This is a genomic window from Sulfitobacter sp. R86518 (assembly GCF_042466275.1).
GTDB lineage: Bacteria > Pseudomonadota > Alphaproteobacteria > Rhodobacterales > Rhodobacteraceae > Sulfitobacter > Sulfitobacter pontiacus.
The window spans coordinates 1-18,786 of record NZ_JAXHCA010000002.1 but is presented as its reverse complement, the minus strand read 5'-3'; the positions used below and the strand labels follow the sequence as shown (position 1 = coordinate 18,786).

Below are 18,786 nucleotides of genomic sequence, written 5' to 3'. Positions count from 1 at the left end.
TGTGCAGCCTTTAGCCATGACGGGTTGCCCCTCACCTGCTAATGATCTCCTAATTGTTGGACGAAGGAGATTTTCATGGATGCTATAGCGATAATTGGTGCGATTGTTGCGGCTACAGTCGCAGGCTGGCTTTCACCTGGCCCAAACATGGTAGCAGTCATGAGCGCATCGCTTACAAATGGCCGACCTCATGGCATTGCCGTTGGAATAGGCATAACCGTAGGTAATTTATTTTGGCTGATTTTGGCCTTATCTGGCGCAACGCTGTTGTTTGAATTGTTTCCAACCGCTGTCACGATGCTGAAACTTGTGGGAGCCAGTTATCTGATTTGGTTAGGCGCGAAGTCTTTGAAGTCGGCGGCTTCGAGCAAGGGTGATTTGAAGCTTTCTGTTGTTGCGGACACTGGATTGAGGGCGTCGGCTAAAACCGGGGCGATTGTTGCTTTGACCAACCCTAAAGCAGCCCTATTTTTTGGGTCTGTATTTGCGACGTTTGTTCCTGCCGACGCATCTTTGGTGTTTTTGGTGGTGATCGCTGTTATTTGCAGTCTCCAAAGCGCTGTTCAGCACGCAGTCACTGCGGCGGTGTTTTCAACCAAACCTGCAGTTAGATTTTTTTCCGAGTTTCAAAGGTGGATCAATGGCATCTTTGGACTCTTGTTCGTTGGAATGGGTGCCTCAGTAGCGGTTTCGACAATGCGAACCCAATAATACTGAGGCCTTCGATTACGCCACTTTTAAATGGTTTGAATTGCTTACTTGATCCGTTGCTTCCCGCCTGATTCAACATTGTCATGTTGAAACGTCCCACTTCCCACCAGACCGAGCTTGAGATGGTCACGCTTGAAAGTTTGGTTCCTGTCGATCACTTGCTGCGCAAGGTGGATGCGGCGATTGATTTTGGCTTCATCCGCGATCTGACTGAGGGGCTGTATTGTCCAGACAATGGCAGACCGCCAATTGCCCCTGAGGTTTTGTTCAAGGCGCTGTTCATTGGATACCTGTTCGGCATTCGCTCTGAACGGCAGTTGATGCGCGAGATCGAAGTGAATGTAGCCTATCGCTGGTTCCTAGGACTGCGCCTGACGGACAAGGTGTTTGACGCGTCCACCTTCAGCCAGAACAGGCGGCGGCGGTTTGACGGCACTGATATTGCCCAGAACATCTTTGACCATATTGTGGAACAGGCCATTGCGCAGGGGCTTGTGGATGGCACTGTTCTTTACACTGACAGCACACATTTGAAGGCTTCGGCCAACAAGGGTCGCTTTGATGTGGAATTGGTTACCAAAAGCCGTGCAGATTATTGGGATGCACTTGATCAAGCTGTGAGTGTGGATCGTGCGGCTCATGGCAAGAAGCCCCTTAAGCCCAAGCCGCGTGAGCCACAGATCAAGGAAACCAAGATCAGCCGCACCGATCCTGATGCGGGATACATGGTGCGTGACGGCAAACCCAAGGGCTTCTTCTACCTTGATCACCGCACCGTGGACAGCAAGCACAACATCATCACCGACACCCACACGACAGCAGGCAATGTGCATGACAGCATTCCCTATCTGGGCAGGTTGGACCGTCAGAAAGAACGGTTCGGTCTGGATATCAAAGCCGTAGGGCTTGATGCTGGCTATGCCAATGCAGCCATTGCCCAAGGATTGGAAGAACGCGATGTATTGGGTGTGACGGGCTACCTGCGCCCTTCGGGCCGCAAAGGCATGATGCGCAAGCGCGCGTTCACATATGATTCTGGCGCGAATGTCTATCGCTGCCCAGAAGACCAAGCCTTGCTCTATGCCACCACGGATCGTGAGGGTTATCGCCACTACAAGAGCGACCCATCCAAATGCAAAGGTTGCCCGTTGTTGGCGTCCTGCACTACCAATCCCAAGGCGCAGAAAACCATCACCCGCCATGTCTGGGCCGATGCAAGAGACCGGACCGATGCGCATCGCCTGACAGACTGGGGAAAACGCCTCAACGCGCGACGAAAAGAAACTGTCGAACGCTCATTCGCCGATGCCAAACAACTCTTCGGACACCGATACGCAAGGTATCGAGGGATCACAGGTGCCAAATGGCAGTGTCTGCTCGCCGCAACCGCCCAGAACATCAAGAAGATCGCGACAGTGATGGACGCAAGAGACAAAACCAGCCCCGCATGAGGTGCTGGAGGACGCTTGCCCTCAAATCCCATCGCCAAATCATCGACCCATAGCAAAACCCCGCCAAAATATGACGGGTTTGTCAGCAGTCTGAGGGCCGCTCTATGAGCGGCCCTTTTGCTGTTTGATGTGTCTTCTACTTTTTTCCGGTCAGCCGGTCAGCACGCTCTTTCAAGCGATGCTGTTGGGCGCCAGTGCCGGTTGGCTGAGGCGCAGGCTTCGCGTCATTCGCTGCTGACTTCTGGCTTCTGCCTGTTTTGCCGATGCCAAGCATATTCCGGCCACGCAACGCGATCAATTCAGCACCGGTTGCCGTGCCAACGCTTGCTCTAGCTTGAGCCTGTTTACCACCGAGCGCCGCCGCCCCAAACTGGTATGCGCCGCCTAACCCGCTGTTAAGTGCAGGCATGACGATGTTGCCTGAGACCGCTCGGACCAAAAATGGCGTTGCAAGGATAAAGCCTTTTGCCATGAAAACCATCATGAAGAACGGAAGGATAGCACCAATATTAGATGCACCGTCAGGACTACCGAGCTCATTAATCAAGGCGTTGGAGACGCCAATGATTGTTGCAAACACGCCTGCAATAAACACAGGGTACATCGCAAAAGAGATGAGTGCCGAAAGCCATCGCGCGAAGTAATCCTTGGTCACTTCAAACAGCGTTAGGAAAATCATGATTGGGGCGAGTCCAAGGAGCAACGCGATCATCAACCGTGAAGCGATGAGGAAGAAGGCGGCTAGGCCGCCCAAGATCGACAACAACACAGTTCCGATGGCACCCATCAAAGCGCCCATCATCCAGTGCATATTGTCACCAATCGCATTCATGTAGAGTCCAAACTGTTCAATGATCCCATCAAATTCCTCTGCAAATGTGCCTGACGGACCAGGGGTTCCTCCCCCTACCGACGCAACAAGGGAACCGGCAATACTGTCAATGCCACTGAGTATTGCCGTGGAAAACGAATTGAATTGAGCCCAGTTCGTTGCAAACACCCCAACTAAGGTTAGCTTCACCGCTAGCCAGAATGCTTGCCTTCCATCCATAGATTTATATTGGAAAACAGCATTGATCAGGACCATCAAGACAACGATTGTCATTGCGACTATTAGAAGGGTACCGACGGTCGCGGCGACAGAACCAAACTGCGTTTCTGCGGCATCGTCCAAGAAGTTGTCGGCAGTTTCGACAAAGAACGTAACAACACTCATTTTCTCGTTTCTCCCCTACCAGTTTCCGACTTCTTCGCAGATTGGTCGAGCCAGCTTGCGATAGTCATTGATTGATCGGGTAAACTCAGAGGTCAAAGACCGAATTTCATGCCTATCTTCGATACCAGCGTAGAGTTCGAGATACTGTTCGACAGCACTATCCCACGAAGGAAACCGTGTTTCACACGAACAATCATTCCGCTCGACCACACTCTCCAGCGCATTGGCGGCGTACAGGCGTTGAATAAGAATGCCCCGGTGGGCTTCACGGAATGGCATGTCTTCCACGATGGCTGGTCGATCTGGCCGGTTTTCACAGAAAGCATAGTCATTGTTGCTATTGGTAGAAACGGACTGCGCCGCCGCCCCACTGGCGACGGCGCTAACAAGTGCTGCAACGATCAATATTGATTTTATCATGCTGCCTTACCATCACTATCGTTTTCCACGACCACTTCCCGTTTGAGGAAAACGGTTACTATCGCCCCGCCAATTTGGATGGGAACGACGCTGACCACTTCATAGCCAGCCGCGCCCCAGTCTTTCAAAGACGCTGCCATAGCGTTAATTTCTTTCTTCGTGCTTGTCCCGAAGGTCAAAACTTCATGTTCAAAATAGATCATTTTCCGTCTCCTTCCTGATCTGTTTCGCCCGGTAGATAGAATTGAGTAATGCCCCGGTTACCTTCATGGCGACCGGCTTGAATAATAACATCAATCGAGCTTTCGATGTATCTTATCATATCTTGGTAAGTCATCGGCACATCTGTTTTCAGTGCCGCGATAGCAAGGCGTTGAACCGCCAACTGGGGCGTTTCAGCGTGGAGCGTTGTCATCGAGCCACCATGCCCCGTGTTGATCGCTTCAAGGAAGGTCAAAGCTTCTTTCCCACGCACCTCGCCAAGAATGATCCGGTCAGGCCGCATTCGAAGGGTGGAGGTCAAAAGAACGTCAGCCATTTGAACCGGCACGTCTCTGTTCGAGATAAGCGTGACCGTGTTTGGCTGCGTTGGGACCAGTTCCGCCGCTTCTTCAATCGTGATCAGCCGTTCGGCCTCGTCAATGTAATTGATGATCTTGCGGCAAGCGACGGTTTTACCAGTCGATGTGCCACCCGAGACAATGACGTTCAGCCGCTTATCGACACAGAATTTAATCGCAGCATCAATGTCACCGGCGAGAACAATCTTGCGAAGTTCTAGATTCCGTTCCTTGCGGTTATTTTCCAGACTGATCTCCTCACCAAAGAGGAATTTGAGCTTAATGTCATCGAGCGACATGGTTGAGAAGAACCGCAAGGCGATGGAATACCCGCCGCGCACGACAGGATCTTGGATCACTTGCGCACGGACAGCCCGCCCATGGTAATCGACGCTGCACGACACAATAGGCTTATCACGGCTGATCTTGGTTTCCGCCGCTGCCGCAATCTGCGTTGCCAGATCACCGATTTGCCGAGTGTCCCAGACGGTATCGAGACGGCTCATAAAGTGATCGCCCTGAAACTCGCCCCAGATCGAGCCATCGGGGTTGATGCAAATTTCGATTGCATCAGCCCTTTTTGCTTCTGGCAGCTTGTCCAGCGTGACTTGGAAATAGTTGCCTGCCATTTAGAAAATCTCCACGTCACGGTCGACCATGACCGTGATGCGCGACCCTTGATCGACATAGATCACAGGACCAATCGCAAGGTAGTCGTTGAGAACAGAGTCTGTGCTATCCGCCAGATCATCCCCAACATCTTCTAGGACTTCTGCGGAAGTATCATTTTCGACCTGCGCTGCGGCTGCACCGGGCAAGGCTGTGATCAAGGAAATCAACGCCGCCGACCCGAAGCGTTCATCGAAGCGGGTATCGACAACGCCGGTCACACCGGAACGGCCGAGTTCATCACCACCGAAAGAGCTGATGACAACCGTTTGGTTATTAGGAAGGATAATCCGGTCCCAAGCCACAGTTACACGTTGCTGCGCTATTTCCACACCGGACTGATACCGGCCAATGAGACGTGATCCACGCGGGATCAGCACACGCGACCCGTCAAAGGAATGCACGTCGTCAGAGATAATGGCACGGATCGGGCCGGGCAGGGTGCTATCTAGCGCCGTTTCGGTGACGGCTTGGATCATTGTGCCTTGAACGACCGTGTTTGCGGGGTTTGCAATCACTTCTGCCTGCGTAACCTGCGTAGGCAGCGCACCATTGGCAACGAAATCCTGAACAGCGCCCAATGTCCGTTCGCTCAATTCGGTATCACCAGCCCCCGAACCACCACCGAAAGCGATAGTCGGGGAAAGAATGCGAGCCTCTTGAAATGCCAGTTCTGCTGCACGACGTTGTTCGAGTTCCGCTATCCGCCGCGCTTCTTCTTCGCGGGCGAGACGTTGGCGTTCAGCTTCCAAGAGTTCGTCTTGAGACGGGCCAAGCGGAGCGGGTGTAGGCGATTGAAGCTGTGCCAATTCGAGGTCCATGCGCAGCCGTTCAAGATCACGGTCGCGGGCTTCCAGTTCATCTTGGAATTGCTGTTGTGCTGCCTCAGACGATGCTTGCAAAGCTGAGATTTGCTCTGTCAAAGCGTTGATAGCGTCAGCCGCCGCCGTGTCTTCTTCAACAACGGGTTCGGGCGCATTTTGTATGGCCTCGATTTGGGCCTGCAAAGCTGCGAGTTGCGCGAGAAGTTCCGCGTTCGGTTCGGCCTGTGTTTCCACAATTTGAACCTCTGGCTCTGGTGGGGCAGGGGGGACGAACGGCGCAATCTCACCAAAGCCGTCGCCCTGGGACTGAAATTCCTCGGGCTGTGCGACGGGCATTGGCGCTTCGGTTTCGGGCTGCAAGGCAACAAAAGCAAGCCCGCCAAGGGCTGCGATGCCGCCGATGCCAGCAATTGCGACTATGGGTGACGGTTTTTTTCTACCGCCAGTGCCGCCGCCCGAATTTTCTAATGCAGCAAGCCGCGCTTTGAGGTCATCTGCTTCACTCATAATTATGTCCCTCCATTGGTGACTTGGATGCAGACAACTTCATCGCCGAGGCGAAGAACCCATTGACCGCTGACACCTGACACGCGCAGGACGCCATCTTCGATTTGCTGAGAATTGACCGTCCGTTCACGTCCGTTGGTAGACCGGAAAATCGCGGGGATTGGTGCGTTTCGTGCGAAACGGAAGTAGGTAAACGTGCCATCGTCCCATACCGATGTTGGGGTGAAAGCTGTCTGACTGCTTGCAGCGTAGTTGTAGTTCGGGGCTTGCTGCGCGACCGCGTTGACACGTTGCACGTTATCTTCGGGGTAACGGAATTGAACGACATAGTATGTCGGTGACGATGCTTCTGTGACGTTGAAGTAATAGCTGCGACGGTTGGTGTAGACCGTGATGTTCGTATGGACACCACGCGCATTGGGTTTCACTGCGAACGCCCGTCCACCAGGAACACCGTCAAGCTGGAAACCTTCCGTATCACCAGCGATGATCGACCGGATTGTCTCACCTTCGCCAAATTCTACCGTGGTAACGTGCGTCAGGCTTACACTGAGACGGTAAACTTGGCCTTCCTGATAGGTGGCCAGTCGAACCCGGCTATCGTTCGGGCCGGATCGTGGTGTGTATTCCGCAAGTGCCGGACCGGCTACAAGAGCCAGCGCCAGCGACAGAATGGTTGGCTTCAATACATTCATCCTAGTTCTCCAATCTGTCTGAGCGGATAGAATATTCTGTGACCGTGAACCCGAATGGGTTGCTCCAAACGTCATCAATGGATCGACGTTCTTCGGGTCTAAATTCGAAGAGCATTGTGGCGGTGAACAAACCGGCTTGGACGCCTTGATTTGAAGTCAGGCGTTTGCGAAGCCGGACCTGCGCACGGTTGACGCCAATGCGGTTGATGCTCAAAACCTCAACTTCGAGACGCGCATTGTCTCCGTAAAGTTCGGGCGGATAGTTCGGGTTGGCGCTGTCCCAAAGCGCCCGCATAGAAGCGAGCGCCGCGCCGTCTGACCTTTCAAGGATGCTCCGAACCCGCACGTCATTGTCGAGCTGGTTGTATGTTTCGCGGTCAGTCACATAACGGAAGGCGACACTTTCGATAATCGCCTGATTTTCCGTTATGCGCTGAGTTTGCACCTGAGCATTAGGCAAAGCCATGCCGGTTTCTGGGTTGAAGGGGACGACAACTGGCTCAGGGTCTACATCGAGAACAGCAACCGCCGCCGCTGACAAGCACCCAATAATTCCAAACGCCATGCCGCCCAGACCGAGCTTTTGCCACAACTGTTCACGACGCCGAGCGCCGTAAATCAGTTCTTCTTCGATGTGTTCCTGTTCAGTAGCCAATGTCTTTTTTCCTTAATCTGCGCTCAAAGTTGGCAGCGTGAAGTCCATGAATTGCTGTTCTTCGGCCAAGGTCGCGGCATCCAGTACGCCAGTCGAACCAGCGCCGACGGTTTGCACGGCTTCCAACTGCCATTGGGCAACCAGAGCGATTGCAAGTTCAGCCGTGACCCGTGTGTTGAGGTCTACGCTGTCCTTGAGTTCTTCCATGTCACCAATCATGCCGACGAGCCTATCCACGCGCTCAAGCGATTGTCCGGCGTCCTCATAGCTATTCTGCGCCGCCGCGGACATGACCGCGCCAGTCGTCGCCTGTTGGGCCGCACGTTCAGCACCGGCAACGCCGCTGTTTGCCATTTCTGACAATGTGTCTTCATCGAAACCGGCATCGGCCAACACGCGCGTCATTTGCGTCTGAATTTCACCGGATCCACTTCCGGCAAGCTGGGACCAGTCGCCGTTCTGGATCGCGTCGATGGTGCCCATAATGTCACCAAATTCTTGATCGAGCAGGCCGTTCAGTTCGTCTTCGAACTGCGTCGTGATGATTTCAGGAAGATCCATCAGGCCTGTCAGCGCGGCATAGGTATCCTGTAGTTGGGCGTATTGCTCGCGCAACGTCTCCAACTGTGCCACAGCTTGGCGCAACTGTTCGTTTTGCAGAACTTCGTCTTCAATCATCTGGCGAAGCTGTTGAATTTCTTGTGCGATGTTCTGCGTATCAACCGTTGGGACGCCCTGCGCATAGGCCGCGCCGCCCCCCATAAGGCTGGGCGCGGCAACGAATGCGGCTGTGCCGATCATGCTTGCAATGATTGTTTGACGCAGAAACGCACGGGGTTGGGTGAATTTTTCCATTAGTCGAGTTCCTCCAATGTGAAGTCCATAAATTGTTGCTCTCTGAGTTGAGCCGCAGCCATAGCCATTTCAGCATCACTCAGAGGACGTGTGCGGGCAGCTTTGAGACGGGTCAGCACGGACACCAACCTGACCAGTTCGGCCCGCGCATAGGTATTCAGAGCCATCAACTCTTGAATGTCTTCGGTCTGGCCGATCCGCTGCACGATATTGCGAATGCGAAGGGCCGCAGCTTCTACGTTCTGCATCGAGCTATTAGCGTAGAAACTCGCACCACTGCCCGTAATGGACAGGTTGGAGTTCGCCAACAACGCAGGGTCGATGGTTCCCAAAGCATCAATCCCACCAACGCGGGTCAGATATTCGTTATATTTCTGGGGGATCACCTGCACATAATGCTGGGTTTCTTGGAAAGGCGGAACACCACCGTAGTTTTGGACGTTGCCCGGTCCAGCGTTATAGGCAGCAAGCGCGTGGATGATGTTGCCATCAAACATACGAAGCATCTGCGCGAGATACCGTGCGCCGCCTTCAACCTGCAAATACGGGCTGTCATAGTAAGCGGGGTAGATACCCAGATCACCCGCCGTAGGTGGCATAATCTGGGTTAGGCCGAACGCGCCCACTGGCGACCGCGCGCCGATGGTAAACCGGCTTTCCTGCCAGATCAGAGCTTGCAAAAGACAACGCCATTGTACGACCGAAAGACCTGCCTGATTGACGCCGTTCAATCCGTGCGTTTCCTGTGCCACACGGATGATAAGCTGTTCGATGTTCAGGTTTGCGTCCCCAAACATTTGATTCCCAGCAGGGTTGGTGTCGGTCGGTGAGTAAAGGGCGTCAGCAGATTGTTCTGGTAATGCGCCGTCTTCGAGACCTTGAACCATTGCAGGAATATTCTGCCCACCAAAACTGGATTGTGCGTCGAGGATGTTCTGCAGCACTTCAAGCTGTTCGGCTTCAATTTCCGCGATGGCCTCGGCGGTCGAAAGACGTTCGGCCTGTGTCGCAAGATCAGCCTCACGCCGCAGGTTGGCGGCTTCGTTGCGAATGATCAGGCCCCCATCAACCGTTGGCACACCTTGAGCGAACGATGATGTTGCCCAGATTAGGCAAAGAGCCGTTGTTGATAGGGTAGGGCGCATCACTGGCCCCCCGGTCCACCCAGAGGGGTGAAGTTGCAATCGTCAACGGGTGCAGTCGAAGTAGACAAGCGCCCACCGGATTGCGGCAAAAAGCTCATTGAATTGGCCGAACGTGTGACCACATCAGAAGTGTTGTCGAAGCAATTTGCCGTTAAGCCTTGATACTCACCACACGCTGACAGCGATGCGAGGCCGAGAAGCAATAATACAGTTCTTGTCATTTGACTCTCCAAAAGTCTGGACGTTGGCGGTAATCGGCACCCACCAACTGTTCTCCTTTTTTCATCCCGCCGAGGATTGTTAGCAGCGGCCCAAGGGCGCTCAGATCAGCATTGACAACAACTGACCCTTGATCGTCTCTCACAAGCCCCAGGCGCGACGCGCTTGGAGTTGTGAGCATCACATCAAGTTCCTTGTCTTCGAGGCTCAGGAGGTCATAGTCAGCCGCCTTCGCTTTAGAATTGGGAAGCAAGATTTGCGTCGGCACCGCTTGCAAAATGGTCTCTGCAACGCCGGTCTTTTTGAGTTGGCTTGGGAATTGGGTCATCATCACAACGACCGCATTCTGTTTCCGCACGGAAAAGAGCCAGCTTTCCAGTTTTTCGCGAAAGTAATGGTTGTCGAGCGACTTCCATGTTTCATCCACGATGATCAGGGTTGGCTTGAGGTCTTTCATGGTCCGTTCCACACGGCGGAACAGATACGAAAGCACAGCCATGCGTTCGCGTTCACTGGAATCGTCCAAAATGCCTGTTAGATCGAAGCCAACAAAATCGCCATCCAGCGAAAAGCTGTCTTCAAGGTTCTGGCCGAAAATCCAACCGTAACGTCCGTCAGCAGCCCATTCACGCGCCCGCTGTTGCAAGTCGCCATCATCATCGGTTGCCGCGAACAGAGACGCCAGATCATCCCAATTCCGCAAGGACGGATCGGCGGCTTCGGCGTTCTGGCGGATCACCTCCTGGATTTTGGTGCGTTGCAGGGGCGTGTATGACTTATCATCGCGGCTAAACAAAGACATAAGCCATTCGTTCATCCACGCCTGACCTTCAACATCCGTCTCGGTCCACAGCGGGTTCAAACCTGTTGGTTCGCCCGCATTGATCGAAGAATATGTGCCGCCGTTTGCGCGGACGGCCATTTCCATACCGAGGCGGTAGTCAAAGACGAAGACCCGCGCACCGGCCCGCCGAGCAAGCGTGGCAAGGAAAGCCGACAAGACCGACTTACCGGCACCCTGCCGACCAAAGATCAGCGTGTGACCGCCCGTAGGTTCCGCGTCAGGTGAGCCCTTTTCGTGATAGTTGAACCAAAAGCCGGAGCGTTCGGGCGTGGGGAGCATTGTGATCGGGACGCCCCAAGGCACGTTATCGCCGGTTTTCCCCAACGGGGTGCGGTGAAACGCTGCAAATGACGCGAAGTTCTTACTCGTCACGATTGCCTTGCGGCTGCGCTTGACCGAGTTGCCGGGGTGCTGGGCAAAGTAGTGGGTCCGCAACGCGAAGCCTTCTTTGATGATTTTCATACCCTGCGTTAGCGCACTACTGCGTATCTCCGCCGTGAAGTCATCCAGTTCAGGAACAGAATTGGCAAAGAGCGTCACCGACATATGGTGATCGCCAAAGCTGAGACGGCCACTGAGAAGTTCATCACGCGCGGCGGCGAGTTGTTCATATTGCGTCACGGCGCCATCATCGGTGGTTTGCATCAAGCGCATCTGACGCTTGATACGATCATCCATCGTATTGCTGTTTACTGGCGTGAAAGAATGCGTGATCACCATGTCGATAGGCAGATTGAGTTCGTCGAACATCGTGCACGGCGTTCTCTCGGAATAATCTTTGATCGCTAATGTTGTGCCGATTTTCTTACCGACCGAACCGCCAGTCAGTTCAAAGCTATCGCCCTTGAATGTGACCCGAGTATTGGCGACAGCATCCGCAACCACACCGTATTTTGTGCCGAGGTAGAGCGGGGTTTCTTCGCCGGTGTTGAGACTGCCAAGGAAGCCCAACAGTTCGCCGCTTTCCGCGTTCAGCAGACGCGGTTGCATGTCTACGAATGTGGTGCTGATAAAGCCAACAGCCTCGCGCAGCGCGCGCATACGTTTCGCAGTTTCTTCGCGCAAAACCTCAATGGATTTCTTTGGCGAGAACGGCACCTTCTTCGCAGTTGTGGGCCGGTGCATGATTGTCAGCGTGAGGGTCTTATCCCGCATTCCGGCATTTTCCAGAAAGTCACGCCACTGTTCATCGACCGCCGCCGCAAAGCTATCACCCTCAATAGGCTTCATTGTGGGATCAATGGGCTTGGAAACCTTGTGAACATAATATGCAAACTGGTGGCCGCTATCGGAAACGATTTGCGCAAACAGATCACGCACCTTGTCCAGTTCGTCGTCGTCTTTGGTGTAGCTGTTGATGCCATCGAGACGGATGCACTGAAACAGTTCATTGCCGCGTGTGCGAACCGTTTGATCGTCTACCAGACTGACATAGGGAAGCATCTGTGCGAGGTGTTTTTCCTTCGCAACCCAATGGGGCAACAGCGATGCAGCGTCAAAGCCATCTTCAAGGCGCATAGCTATCTCCATCGTGGATTTTGCGGTTGGTCGTGGGTGGCGTTTCCTGCAAGGTCGTCACAACCACGTCCAAGAAATTCGGGTCCCAATCTGCGGCTTTACGCAGAGCGGGGTAGGCGGCCACGGCAAGAACCGCGACCACCCAATGTTGTGTCCACAGAAACACCAGAACGCCGCCGAACAACCACACCATCGCATACATAACGGGCAAGCCGAGTAGTTTCGGCTGTCTGAGCAGTCCTTTGAAAAGTGGCACTTGTGCAGCCATTCCTAGTGTTCCTTATGTGGTCCAGATTGCAGCGACGATTGTTGGTGCGGCTGCGATGCCTGCGATCCCGATGATCACCCAAAGGGCTTGACGGAAATCGAGGATGCCAAAGAGCCACGACAAGAACACACCGATCAGAGCCAGTGTGCCGATCACGATACCGAGCGGGCCGGTAATCGCATCGACGATGCCTTGCAGAACACTTTGGACAGGTGAGAGGTCGATGGATTGCGCTAATGCCGGTTGTGCCAGCATCAGGAATACACCGATCAGTGTCACCACGTTGGTCGTATTTGGCCTCATGAGTTTTCTCCTTCTAGCCGGTTAAACACAGCCAGCACCCTGCTGACGTGATTTTGGGTTTCCCGATAAGGCGGGATACCGTTGTTGCGCGTCACAGCATCGGGGCCAGCGTTGTATGCAGCCAATGCCAATCGCGCATCCCCGAATTGGACCAGCATCATGAGAAGATACCGGGCCGACCCGTCGAGATTCTGTTGCCAATTGTGGGGATCGACGTTCAGGTCCCGCGCTGTCTCAGGCATGAGTTGCCCAAGGCCTATTGCGCCGACCTGACTCCGAGCGCCGACGTTGTAGGCACTCTCGATTTCAATGTTTGCTCGGAACATTAAACGCCATTCAGTCACCGTAAGCCCAGCACGACGCAGGGCAGGGTGGCTTGCGTAGCGCATAGCTGTTGCGTCGATTGCTTGAAGAATTTCAGGGCGTGGCACAGCGGTCGTTGGTGCAACAGAGGCAACGCGGAAGTCGCCATCTGCTGTCTCACTATCAACAGCGGTGCCTTGACCGAAAAATTGCAGCCCTTCGGCAGCTGAACCTTGGCCGACACCATCATTGTAATTTCGTGCAAAATTGTCTTGCGCAGTAGACTCACTCAGTGAGCCGTCGCCGTTCATTACAAGCACCATGCCCTGCGCAAGAGCAGGGGTGCTGGCGAGTGTTAAAGCAGCAAGACTAGCTGTCGCTACTCTCGATAGGCGTTTCTGGCAGGGCGTGCAGCGTGCGACCACCTTCAAGCATCGGAATGTTGACTTGTGTGAAGCCCATGCTTTCGAGGAACGAGATAAGGCCGTTGGCTGTCTTAAAGGTACGGACTGCAATTTCGTCGTCGTCGCCGAGCTTTTTGCGGGCTGGGACGAGCAGCTTTTCGTAAGTGCGTTCCTTGTTGACGACGCGGATAATCCAGATGCCGTACCAAACCGCAGCTTTCTTTGTAGCTTTGGTTTTGCACACAACCTCTGCTTGATAACCGCTGTCAACAAGGGTCTTGAAATGTGTTTCTGTGACCACATTAGGGGCTTCTTTGTTTATGTTTGTCGCCACGATCTGCGTCACCTCCATGGTCAGCAGCAGTGGCACCCTTCTCAGGTACCACCGCAATACAATCTTATAAGATCAGCATCAAGTTATAATATTGTCACTCGATGAAAGTCTCTCTATAAACTACCTTTAAGCAGCAGGATGAATTTTTCCAAGTATCTTAGGGGCACAAGCATCATGTCTAAGTCGAAGAAAGAGACATACACTGTTATAATGTGGTTTGTTTTTATGGCCCATTCGGCGCAAGCCGAGACGTGTTTGGCACCGTCCAGACCATTTGTACCGAGCGATCCGGCCTCCACGCGTGAATATGAAGACCTTATCCGACAAGATTTCGAGCACTACATCACAAATATTCAAGACTATTTTCGATGCATGGAGGGTGAACGGGCGAGGGCGTTCACGGAAGCGCAGGAAGTCAGTCAGGAATATGGGCGCTTCGTTCAGCAAGTGGCGAATTGAGGCGATACCTACCAGTTGACTTGATTTGCACCTGCATTGCGGTACCTCATGCGAGTGTGGAGGTCTTTTGCTACAGTTGGACGTACACAAGAAATCCCGCGAAAATCACTTCAAAATATGCCGAGTTGGCGCAGTTTCTTAATGATGAGACTACACATTGAATTGAATCAAATCTTAGCGCATTCCATGTTTGAAACCGTGGCAAGTTCCTCAACTACGATGCTGGTAATAGAAAGCTGAAATTATGAGCCTCTGCATCCGTACCCCGAATGATCGCATATTCCATACCTGACGCTTCAGCCATTTGCTCGGCGTACTCGCGTTTGGCCTGTACAATGGGATCGTCGATCATATTATCACCTTTAACCTCAACGATCACGTAAGTCCCGTCGTCTTTTTCGAATAGGAAATCGGGATAATAGCTTCGGACCATCCTTGACTCCGGATCGACGTACTGGATGAAGAACTCCGACTGGCCGTGGGTAAGCATCCCGGTGAAGTACAGTTTCTTGACGGCTCCTTCTCGGATCAAATCCCAAAAGAGCGTCTGTTCTGGCCGCGAGTCAAAGGCATATGTATCAAGGTGAAACGATTTCGAGGAAACAAGCTCATCTTCGACATCGTCATCTCTCACCACAAGCTTTGGATCAGCCATTACGGAGTATGAGCCGTTCTCCGGCAATCGCACGAGTTCGACTTCATGTTCTTCTTTGATCTCGTGTTGCTCCAAATCATACAAGAGGCCAAAGAGACGCGGGATCACCACGTCGTAGAGCAATTCGTTATATTCATTGATCGCGTCGAGGATGTTCTGAATGCCTTCACCAGTGGACTGAAGGATCGCCTCGATTTCCAACGGGCTGCGCCCCAAATACCTCGCGACTTCGGAAACAAGCATGATCTCCGAGAACTCGACTTTCTGCCTCAGTTCCGTTCGGTCGATGGTCTTGGAGGAAGCCGTTTTGAATTGCCCCGGATTTACCGGAGACCTATAGCTTCATTTCACGCGACCATATCGAGCACGTCGTGCTGTGCATAGAAGTTCTGTTCAGCCTCTGCTGGCGGGATGTTTCCGATGGGACCAAGTAGACGCCGGTTGTTGAACCAATCGACCCAGCCGAGGGTGGCCAGTTCCAGATCCTGCATGTTGCGCCACGGTCCTTGGCGATGGACCAGCTCTGTTTTGTAGAGACCGTTAATTGTCTCAGCGAGGGCGTTATCATAGGAATCCCCGACGCTGCCTACCGACGGTTCGATGCCAGCCTCAGCCAAACGCTCGGTGTAACGAATGGACAAATATTGACCGCCGCGATCCGAATGGTGAACCAATCCACTTTTCTGGACCGGCCGTCGGTCATGCAGGGCCTGCTCCAAAGCATCGAGAACAAAGTCCGTTTTGGCGGATCGTGAGACCCGCCATCCGACGATGCGATCAGCAAACGTATCGATGACGAAGGCCACATAGACAAAGCCCTGCCACGTCGACACATACGTAAAATCGCTGACCCAGAGAAGGTTCGGAGCTGGTGCTCGGAACACGCGGTTCACCTTGTCACGCGGACAAGGCGCTGACGTGTCAGGCACGGTTGTTTTGACCACCTTGCCCCGCACAGCCCCACGGATGCCAATCTGTTTCATCAACCGTTGCACCGTGCATCTTGCAACCTCAAAGCCCTCACGTTTCAACTGATGCCAGGCCTTGCGCACCCCGTAGACCTGATAATTCTCATCCCAGACACGTTTGATCTCCGGGCGCAGCTCTGTATCCCGCTGATACCGGGCAGAAGCTTTGGCCGGATCAGCGAGGCATGCCAGACGATGGTAATAAGTTGACGGCGCAATCGGCAACACCCTGCAGATTGACTCGACACCGTAAACAGCCCTTTGATCATCAATGAAGCCGATCATCGCTTGAGTGGGCGGTCGAGTTCCGCCTGCGCAAAATAAGCTGATGCCTTGCGGAGAATTTCATTCGCTTGGCGCAGCTCACGGTTTTCCCGTTCCAGCGTCTTGATGCGATCACGCTCTTCGGTTGTCACTCCGTCGCGCATGCCGCTGTCCTTCTCAGCCTGCTTGACCCATCCGCTCAAGGTTTGGGGAATACAGCCGATCTTGGGTGCAATGGCCGCGATCGCGCCCGCCTGCGTTTCGTAGGAGCCTTGATGCTCGAACACCATTCGGACCGCGCGAGCGCGGACCTCTGGCGAGTAGCGATTTGCCATTTTGCTTTTTGTCATAACCATCATCCTTACTTAAGTTGATGGTCTCCGACAAACTCGGGGCGATTTATTTTACCAATCTGAGAGGGTTCGATGCCGCTTTGTACGGTCTCGAGAAGGTTGTACTTCCCGGTCAGCATCTGCCAAGCACTCTTATCAGCGCGATTGATGCCAAGCTCCTGATTTGGAGCCAGTTCCTTCTCGATCAGCTCAAAAGAACGGCGAACGCGTTGCAGCTTGATCCTCTCGACCGGTTCCTTGACTAAGATGTCATACCGCTGTTTGTGGCTGTTTGCATTGTTCAGGTCGTCCGCAGAAAGCCTGAAGTTTTGGCTGAGCTCGTCATTCAAGATCTGAAGGTTCTCAGCGGACAGATATACGTGGGCTGTGTGTTGGGTTTCGCCGATTGAACGGAAACAGCGCATCGTGGCCTGAAGAACAAAGACCTTCGACTTCGGGGTGCGAAACATCGCCATGCCTTTGAACTCTTTTAGGGTCAGGACTCATAACCAAAAGATGACGGTTGCGGCGAGGGCGATTGCGGAGAGGAAGACCTTTGGGCAGCGGTCATAACGGGTTGAGACACGTCGCCAGTCTTTGAGCCTGCCGAACATCCTTTCGATGCGGTTGCGGCGTTTGTATCGTCGCTTGTCATACTTGACGGTCTTCTTGCGCGATTTGCGTCCCGGGATGCAGGGCTTTGCACCCTTATTTACAAGGGTTTCGCGGAACCAATCAGCATCATACCCTCGATCAGCGAGAAGCCATTCGGCTTTTGGCAGGCCATTCATCAAAGCCGCAGCGCCAGTATAGTCGCTGACTTGACCTGCAGTGATAAACAAGCGGACTGGGCGACCGCTGGTGTCAGTGACAGCATGCAACTTGGTGTTCATTCCGCCCTTGGTCAGCCCGATTAGGCGTCCTCGCCCCCCTTTTTTAACCGTAGGCTGGATGCAGTACGATGTGCCTTGAGGTAGGTGGCGTCGATTGAGATGGTATTGTTGTCGGGGGCCTGCTCGGCCAGTCCCATCATGATCCGGGCAAACACGCCCATATCACTCCAACGCTTCCAGCGATTATACAGCGTCTTTGGTGGGCCATACTCGGCTGGTGCGTCACACCACCTTAACCCATTGCGATTGATGAAGATAATGCCGCTCAGGACACGACAGTCATCCACGCGGGCACGACCTCGGCTCTTTGGAAAGTAAGGCCGGAGACGCTGCATTTGCGCCTCCGTAAGCCAGTATAAGTTGCTCATGACATCCCCCAAGATTGGGGATCATGAATCATGACAACGCGACAACCTCAATCAATTAATGGGTCCTGACCCTAGCCGTTGGTACAGAAAGTATTGCTGATCAAATTGGTCGAGAAGATTGAAACTGCGCTTTAACCTCGTGAACTCGCTATGATCCTTTAAGACGCGAAGGCATAGAGAATGAAAAGTACCAATGTACATCTCGTTGACGTTGAAACTAAGCCCAGCGGACAGCAATCGGTTTGAAATTCGGGTTGTTAGCTCTTGTGCCGCTTTTTCTGTGAAAGTTACGACTAGAAGGGTTTCTGCCGTAGCCTTTCCGGCCTCTATCAACGCCACGACGCGCTCAACAAGTGTAAAGGTTTTACCTGAGCCAGGGCCTGCGATAATCAACACTGGACCATCAAAGTGCTCGATAGCCTTTTTCTGGCTAAGATTGGCTGATGAATTCAAAATACTTTTCTCTCAATGACTATTTTTTCTGTGCTACTGTGGACCTGTCTTGATCGTTTAACAACGTAGCACTGCGACACTATGTTGAAGCCTGTCTAACAGAATGATCCGAAGAAGCAGTTCTCTCTTTGCTGGGCAAACGAGCCATCATGTTCATTGTTGCTAAAACGACCCTTTTTGCGGCACTTTTTTGCCTTCCGCCAAGTCATTGATTTCTTTTGAGGTGGACTGCCGCAAAAACCTGATGCACAAAGCTTTCATGAAAATCGGCTATGCACGCGTGTCTACAGACGAACAGAACCTTGATCTACAGATCGAGGCGCTGACTGAAGCCGGGTGCGGTCGCATCGTCACTGACAAGGCGCAGAGCGGAGCGACGGTGGCAGAGACCCGGAGAGGTTTTTCCGAGGCGATGGATCTGTTGGGCGAAGGCGATACTTTGGTTGTCTGGAAGCTGGACAGGGTAGGGCGGTCTATTGCGGACCTGATTTCA

At 53.3% G+C, this 18,786-nt stretch carries 23 protein-coding genes and 1 other annotated feature; of the genes, 4 read left to right on the top strand and 19 right to left on the bottom strand.

Annotated elements, in window-relative coordinates; genetic code table 11:
* Positions 1-75 precede the first annotated feature (75 nt).
* Together SJY36_RS00120 and SJY36_RS00115 are read left to right on the top strand one after the other, a co-directional pair.
* Entirely contained in the window at positions 76-711 is a 636-nt protein-coding gene (locus tag SJY36_RS00120) for a LysE family translocator (RefSeq protein WP_386172172.1), read from the top strand.
* Positions 712-794: 83 nt separating this feature from the next.
* Entirely contained in the window at positions 795-2,162 is a 1,368-nt protein-coding gene (locus SJY36_RS00115; protein ID WP_386172169.1) for an IS1182 family transposase, read from the top strand.
* A 136-nt stretch (positions 2,163-2,298) separates the two neighbouring features.
* Here SJY36_RS00115 and SJY36_RS00110 read toward each other — a convergent pair whose 3' ends face one another.
* The 14 genes from SJY36_RS00110 to SJY36_RS00045 form a co-directional block, all read right to left on the bottom strand.
* A complete protein-coding gene (locus SJY36_RS00110) occupies positions 2,299-3,378 on the bottom strand; it encodes a type IV secretion system protein (RefSeq protein ID WP_386172166.1) in 1,080 nt (359 codons plus the stop codon).
* A gap of 15 nt (positions 3,379-3,393) precedes the next feature.
* Complete coding sequence (locus SJY36_RS00105; protein WP_386172163.1) at positions 3,394-3,783, bottom strand: hypothetical protein; 390 nt, start codon at positions 3,781-3,783, stop codon at positions 3,394-3,396.
* A gap of 11 nt (positions 3,784-3,794) precedes the next feature.
* Positions 3,795-4,001 carry a hypothetical protein gene (locus tag SJY36_RS00100; RefSeq protein ID WP_299720546.1) on the bottom strand — a complete coding sequence of 69 codons (207 nt, stop codon included), beginning with the start codon at positions 3,999-4,001 and terminating at the stop codon, positions 3,795-3,797.
* Positions 3,998-4,987, bottom strand: coding sequence for an ATPase, T2SS/T4P/T4SS family (locus SJY36_RS00095; RefSeq protein WP_386172159.1), 990 nt, complete (start codon positions 4,985-4,987; stop codon positions 3,998-4,000). The genes SJY36_RS00100 and SJY36_RS00095 overlap by 4 nt, the downstream gene beginning before the upstream one ends.
* On the bottom strand, positions 4,988-6,358 hold the full coding sequence (locus SJY36_RS00090; RefSeq protein WP_386172156.1) for a TrbI/VirB10 family protein: 1,371 nt from the start codon (positions 6,356-6,358) through the stop codon (positions 4,988-4,990).
* Positions 6,359-6,360: 2 nt separating this feature from the next.
* Entirely contained in the window at positions 6,361-7,053 is a 693-nt protein-coding gene (locus tag SJY36_RS00085; RefSeq protein WP_092841492.1) for a TrbG/VirB9 family P-type conjugative transfer protein, read from the bottom strand.
* 1 nt (position 7,054) lies between these two features.
* Positions 7,055-7,708: a virB8 family protein gene (locus SJY36_RS00080; protein ID WP_263954936.1), complete on the bottom strand. Its 654-nt coding sequence runs from the start codon at positions 7,706-7,708 to the stop codon at positions 7,055-7,057.
* Between the two features lie 12 nt (positions 7,709-7,720).
* Positions 7,721-8,509, bottom strand: coding sequence for a type IV secretion system protein (locus SJY36_RS00075; RefSeq protein ID WP_263954958.1), 789 nt, complete (start codon positions 8,507-8,509; stop codon positions 7,721-7,723).
* Positions 8,510-8,562: 53 nt separating this feature from the next.
* Positions 8,563-9,708: a lytic transglycosylase domain-containing protein gene (locus tag SJY36_RS00070; RefSeq protein ID WP_386172151.1), complete on the bottom strand. Its 1,146-nt coding sequence runs from the start codon at positions 9,706-9,708 to the stop codon at positions 8,563-8,565.
* A 217-nt stretch (positions 9,709-9,925) separates the two neighbouring features.
* Complete coding sequence (locus SJY36_RS00065) at positions 9,926-12,289, bottom strand: type IV secretion system protein B4 (RefSeq protein ID WP_386172148.1); 2,364 nt, start codon at positions 12,287-12,289, stop codon at positions 9,926-9,928.
* Positions 12,279-12,557 (bottom strand): type IV secretion system protein VirB3, encoded by a 279-nt coding sequence (locus tag SJY36_RS00060; RefSeq protein WP_092841487.1) that lies wholly within the window; start codon positions 12,555-12,557, stop codon positions 12,279-12,281. The genes SJY36_RS00065 and SJY36_RS00060 overlap by 11 nt, the downstream gene beginning before the upstream one ends.
* 12 nt (positions 12,558-12,569) lie before the next feature.
* Positions 12,570-12,860 carry a TrbC/VirB2 family protein gene (locus tag SJY36_RS00055; protein ID WP_092841485.1) on the bottom strand — a complete coding sequence of 97 codons (291 nt, stop codon included), beginning with the start codon at positions 12,858-12,860 and terminating at the stop codon, positions 12,570-12,572.
* The gene (locus tag SJY36_RS00050; RefSeq protein WP_386172144.1) at positions 12,857-13,486 is read right to left on the bottom strand and encodes a lytic transglycosylase domain-containing protein; all 630 of its coding nucleotides are present in this window, start codon (positions 13,484-13,486) and stop codon (positions 12,857-12,859) included. The genes SJY36_RS00055 and SJY36_RS00050 overlap by 4 nt, the downstream gene beginning before the upstream one ends.
* Positions 13,487-13,532: 46 nt before the next feature.
* Positions 13,533-13,937, bottom strand: a complete 405-nt coding sequence (locus SJY36_RS00045) for a hypothetical protein (protein ID WP_244915716.1) — start codon at positions 13,935-13,937, stop codon at positions 13,533-13,535.
* Positions 13,938-14,111: 174 nt separating this feature from the next.
* Between SJY36_RS00045 and SJY36_RS00040 the strand changes: the two genes are divergently transcribed.
* A complete protein-coding gene (locus SJY36_RS00040) occupies positions 14,112-14,360 on the top strand; it encodes a hypothetical protein (protein ID WP_102877914.1) in 249 nt (82 codons plus the stop codon).
* Between the two features lie 214 nt (positions 14,361-14,574).
* On the opposite strand, the gene SJY36_RS00035 is transcribed toward SJY36_RS00040, so the two are convergent.
* The 5 genes from SJY36_RS00035 to SJY36_RS00015 all read right to left on the bottom strand — a co-directional run bounded on the left by SJY36_RS00035 (position 14,575) and on the right by SJY36_RS00015 (position 18,293).
* On the bottom strand, positions 14,575-15,258 hold the full coding sequence (locus tag SJY36_RS00035) for a Tn7 transposase TnsA N-terminal domain-containing protein (RefSeq protein WP_386172139.1): 684 nt from the start codon (positions 15,256-15,258) through the stop codon (positions 14,575-14,577).
* 104 nt (positions 15,259-15,362) lie between these two features.
* A protein-coding gene (locus SJY36_RS00030; RefSeq protein WP_386172136.1) for an IS3 family transposase occupies positions 15,363-16,597 on the bottom strand; the annotation gives its coding sequence in 2 pieces (ribosomal slippage) (positions 15,363-16,303 and positions 16,303-16,597; 1,236 coding nt in all).
* Positions 16,194-16,310, bottom strand: a sequence feature (AL1L pseudoknot). (Overlaps the previous gene by 117 nt.)
* An 11-nt stretch (positions 16,598-16,608) precedes the next feature.
* The gene (locus SJY36_RS00025) at positions 16,609-17,055 is read right to left on the bottom strand and encodes a hypothetical protein (RefSeq protein WP_386172134.1); all 447 of its coding nucleotides are present in this window, start codon (positions 17,053-17,055) and stop codon (positions 16,609-16,611) included.
* 27 nt (positions 17,056-17,082) lie between these two features.
* Positions 17,083-17,840, bottom strand: a protein-coding gene (locus SJY36_RS00020) for an IS5 family transposase (RefSeq protein ID WP_386172131.1) whose coding sequence is annotated in 2 segments (ribosomal slippage) — positions 17,083-17,519 and positions 17,519-17,840 — 759 coding nt in all. Because the reading frame shifts where the segments join, the coding sequence is not laid out codon by codon here.
* Between the two features lie 51 nt (positions 17,841-17,891).
* Entirely contained in the window at positions 17,892-18,293 is a 402-nt protein-coding gene (locus SJY36_RS00015; RefSeq protein ID WP_386172128.1) for a UvrD-helicase domain-containing protein, read from the bottom strand.
* 259 nt (positions 18,294-18,552) lie between these two features.
* On the opposite strand from SJY36_RS00015, the gene SJY36_RS00010 reads away from it, so the two are divergent.
* On the top strand, positions 18,553-18,786 hold a 234-nt coding region (locus SJY36_RS00010; RefSeq protein ID WP_386172125.1), incomplete at its 3' end, for a recombinase family protein.

What these genes read in the sequence shown, in the direction of transcription:
- SJY36_RS00110 (WP_386172166.1), bottom strand. Translation starts at nt 3,378, where the DNA reads ATGAGTGTTGTTACGTTCTTTGTCGAAACTGCCGACAACTTCTTGGAC.
- SJY36_RS00035 (WP_386172139.1), bottom strand. Translation starts at nt 15,258, where the DNA reads ATGCTTGTTTCCGAAGTCGCGAGGTATTTGGGGCGCAGCCCGTTGGAA.
- SJY36_RS00085 (WP_092841492.1), bottom strand. Translation starts at nt 7,053, where the DNA reads ATGAATGTATTGAAGCCAACCATTCTGTCGCTGGCGCTGGCTCTTGTA.
- SJY36_RS00050 (WP_386172144.1), bottom strand. Translation starts at nt 13,486, where the DNA reads ATGGTGCTTGTAATGAACGGCGACGGCTCACTGAGTGAGTCTACTGCG.
- SJY36_RS00120 (WP_386172172.1), top strand. Translation starts at nt 76, where the DNA reads ATGGATGCTATAGCGATAATTGGTGCGATTGTTGCGGCTACAGTCGCA.
- SJY36_RS00070 (WP_386172151.1), bottom strand. Translation starts at nt 9,708, where the DNA reads ATGCGCCCTACCCTATCAACAACGGCTCTTTGCCTAATCTGGGCAACA.
- SJY36_RS00090 (WP_386172156.1), bottom strand. Translation starts at nt 6,358, where the DNA reads ATGAGTGAAGCAGATGACCTCAAAGCGCGGCTTGCTGCATTAGAAAAT.
- SJY36_RS00095 (WP_386172159.1), bottom strand. Translation starts at nt 4,987, where the DNA reads ATGGCAGGCAACTATTTCCAAGTCACGCTGGACAAGCTGCCAGAAGCA.
- SJY36_RS00075 (WP_263954958.1), bottom strand. Translation starts at nt 8,509, where the DNA reads ATGATCGGCACAGCCGCATTCGTTGCCGCGCCCAGCCTTATGGGGGGC.
- SJY36_RS00100 (WP_299720546.1), bottom strand. Translation starts at nt 4,001, where the DNA reads ATGATCTATTTTGAACATGAAGTTTTGACCTTCGGGACAAGCACGAAG.
- SJY36_RS00065 (WP_386172148.1), bottom strand. Translation starts at nt 12,289, where the DNA reads ATGCGCCTTGAAGATGGCTTTGACGCTGCATCGCTGTTGCCCCATTGG.
- SJY36_RS00060 (WP_092841487.1), bottom strand. Translation starts at nt 12,557, where the DNA reads ATGGCTGCACAAGTGCCACTTTTCAAAGGACTGCTCAGACAGCCGAAA.
- SJY36_RS00115 (WP_386172169.1), top strand. Translation starts at nt 795, where the DNA reads ATGTTGAAACGTCCCACTTCCCACCAGACCGAGCTTGAGATGGTCACG.
- SJY36_RS00040 (WP_102877914.1), top strand. Translation starts at nt 14,112, where the DNA reads ATGTGGTTTGTTTTTATGGCCCATTCGGCGCAAGCCGAGACGTGTTTG.
- SJY36_RS00055 (WP_092841485.1), bottom strand. Translation starts at nt 12,860, where the DNA reads ATGAGGCCAAATACGACCAACGTGGTGACACTGATCGGTGTATTCCTG.
- SJY36_RS00025 (WP_386172134.1), bottom strand. Translation starts at nt 17,055, where the DNA reads ATGGCGATGTTTCGCACCCCGAAGTCGAAGGTCTTTGTTCTTCAGGCC.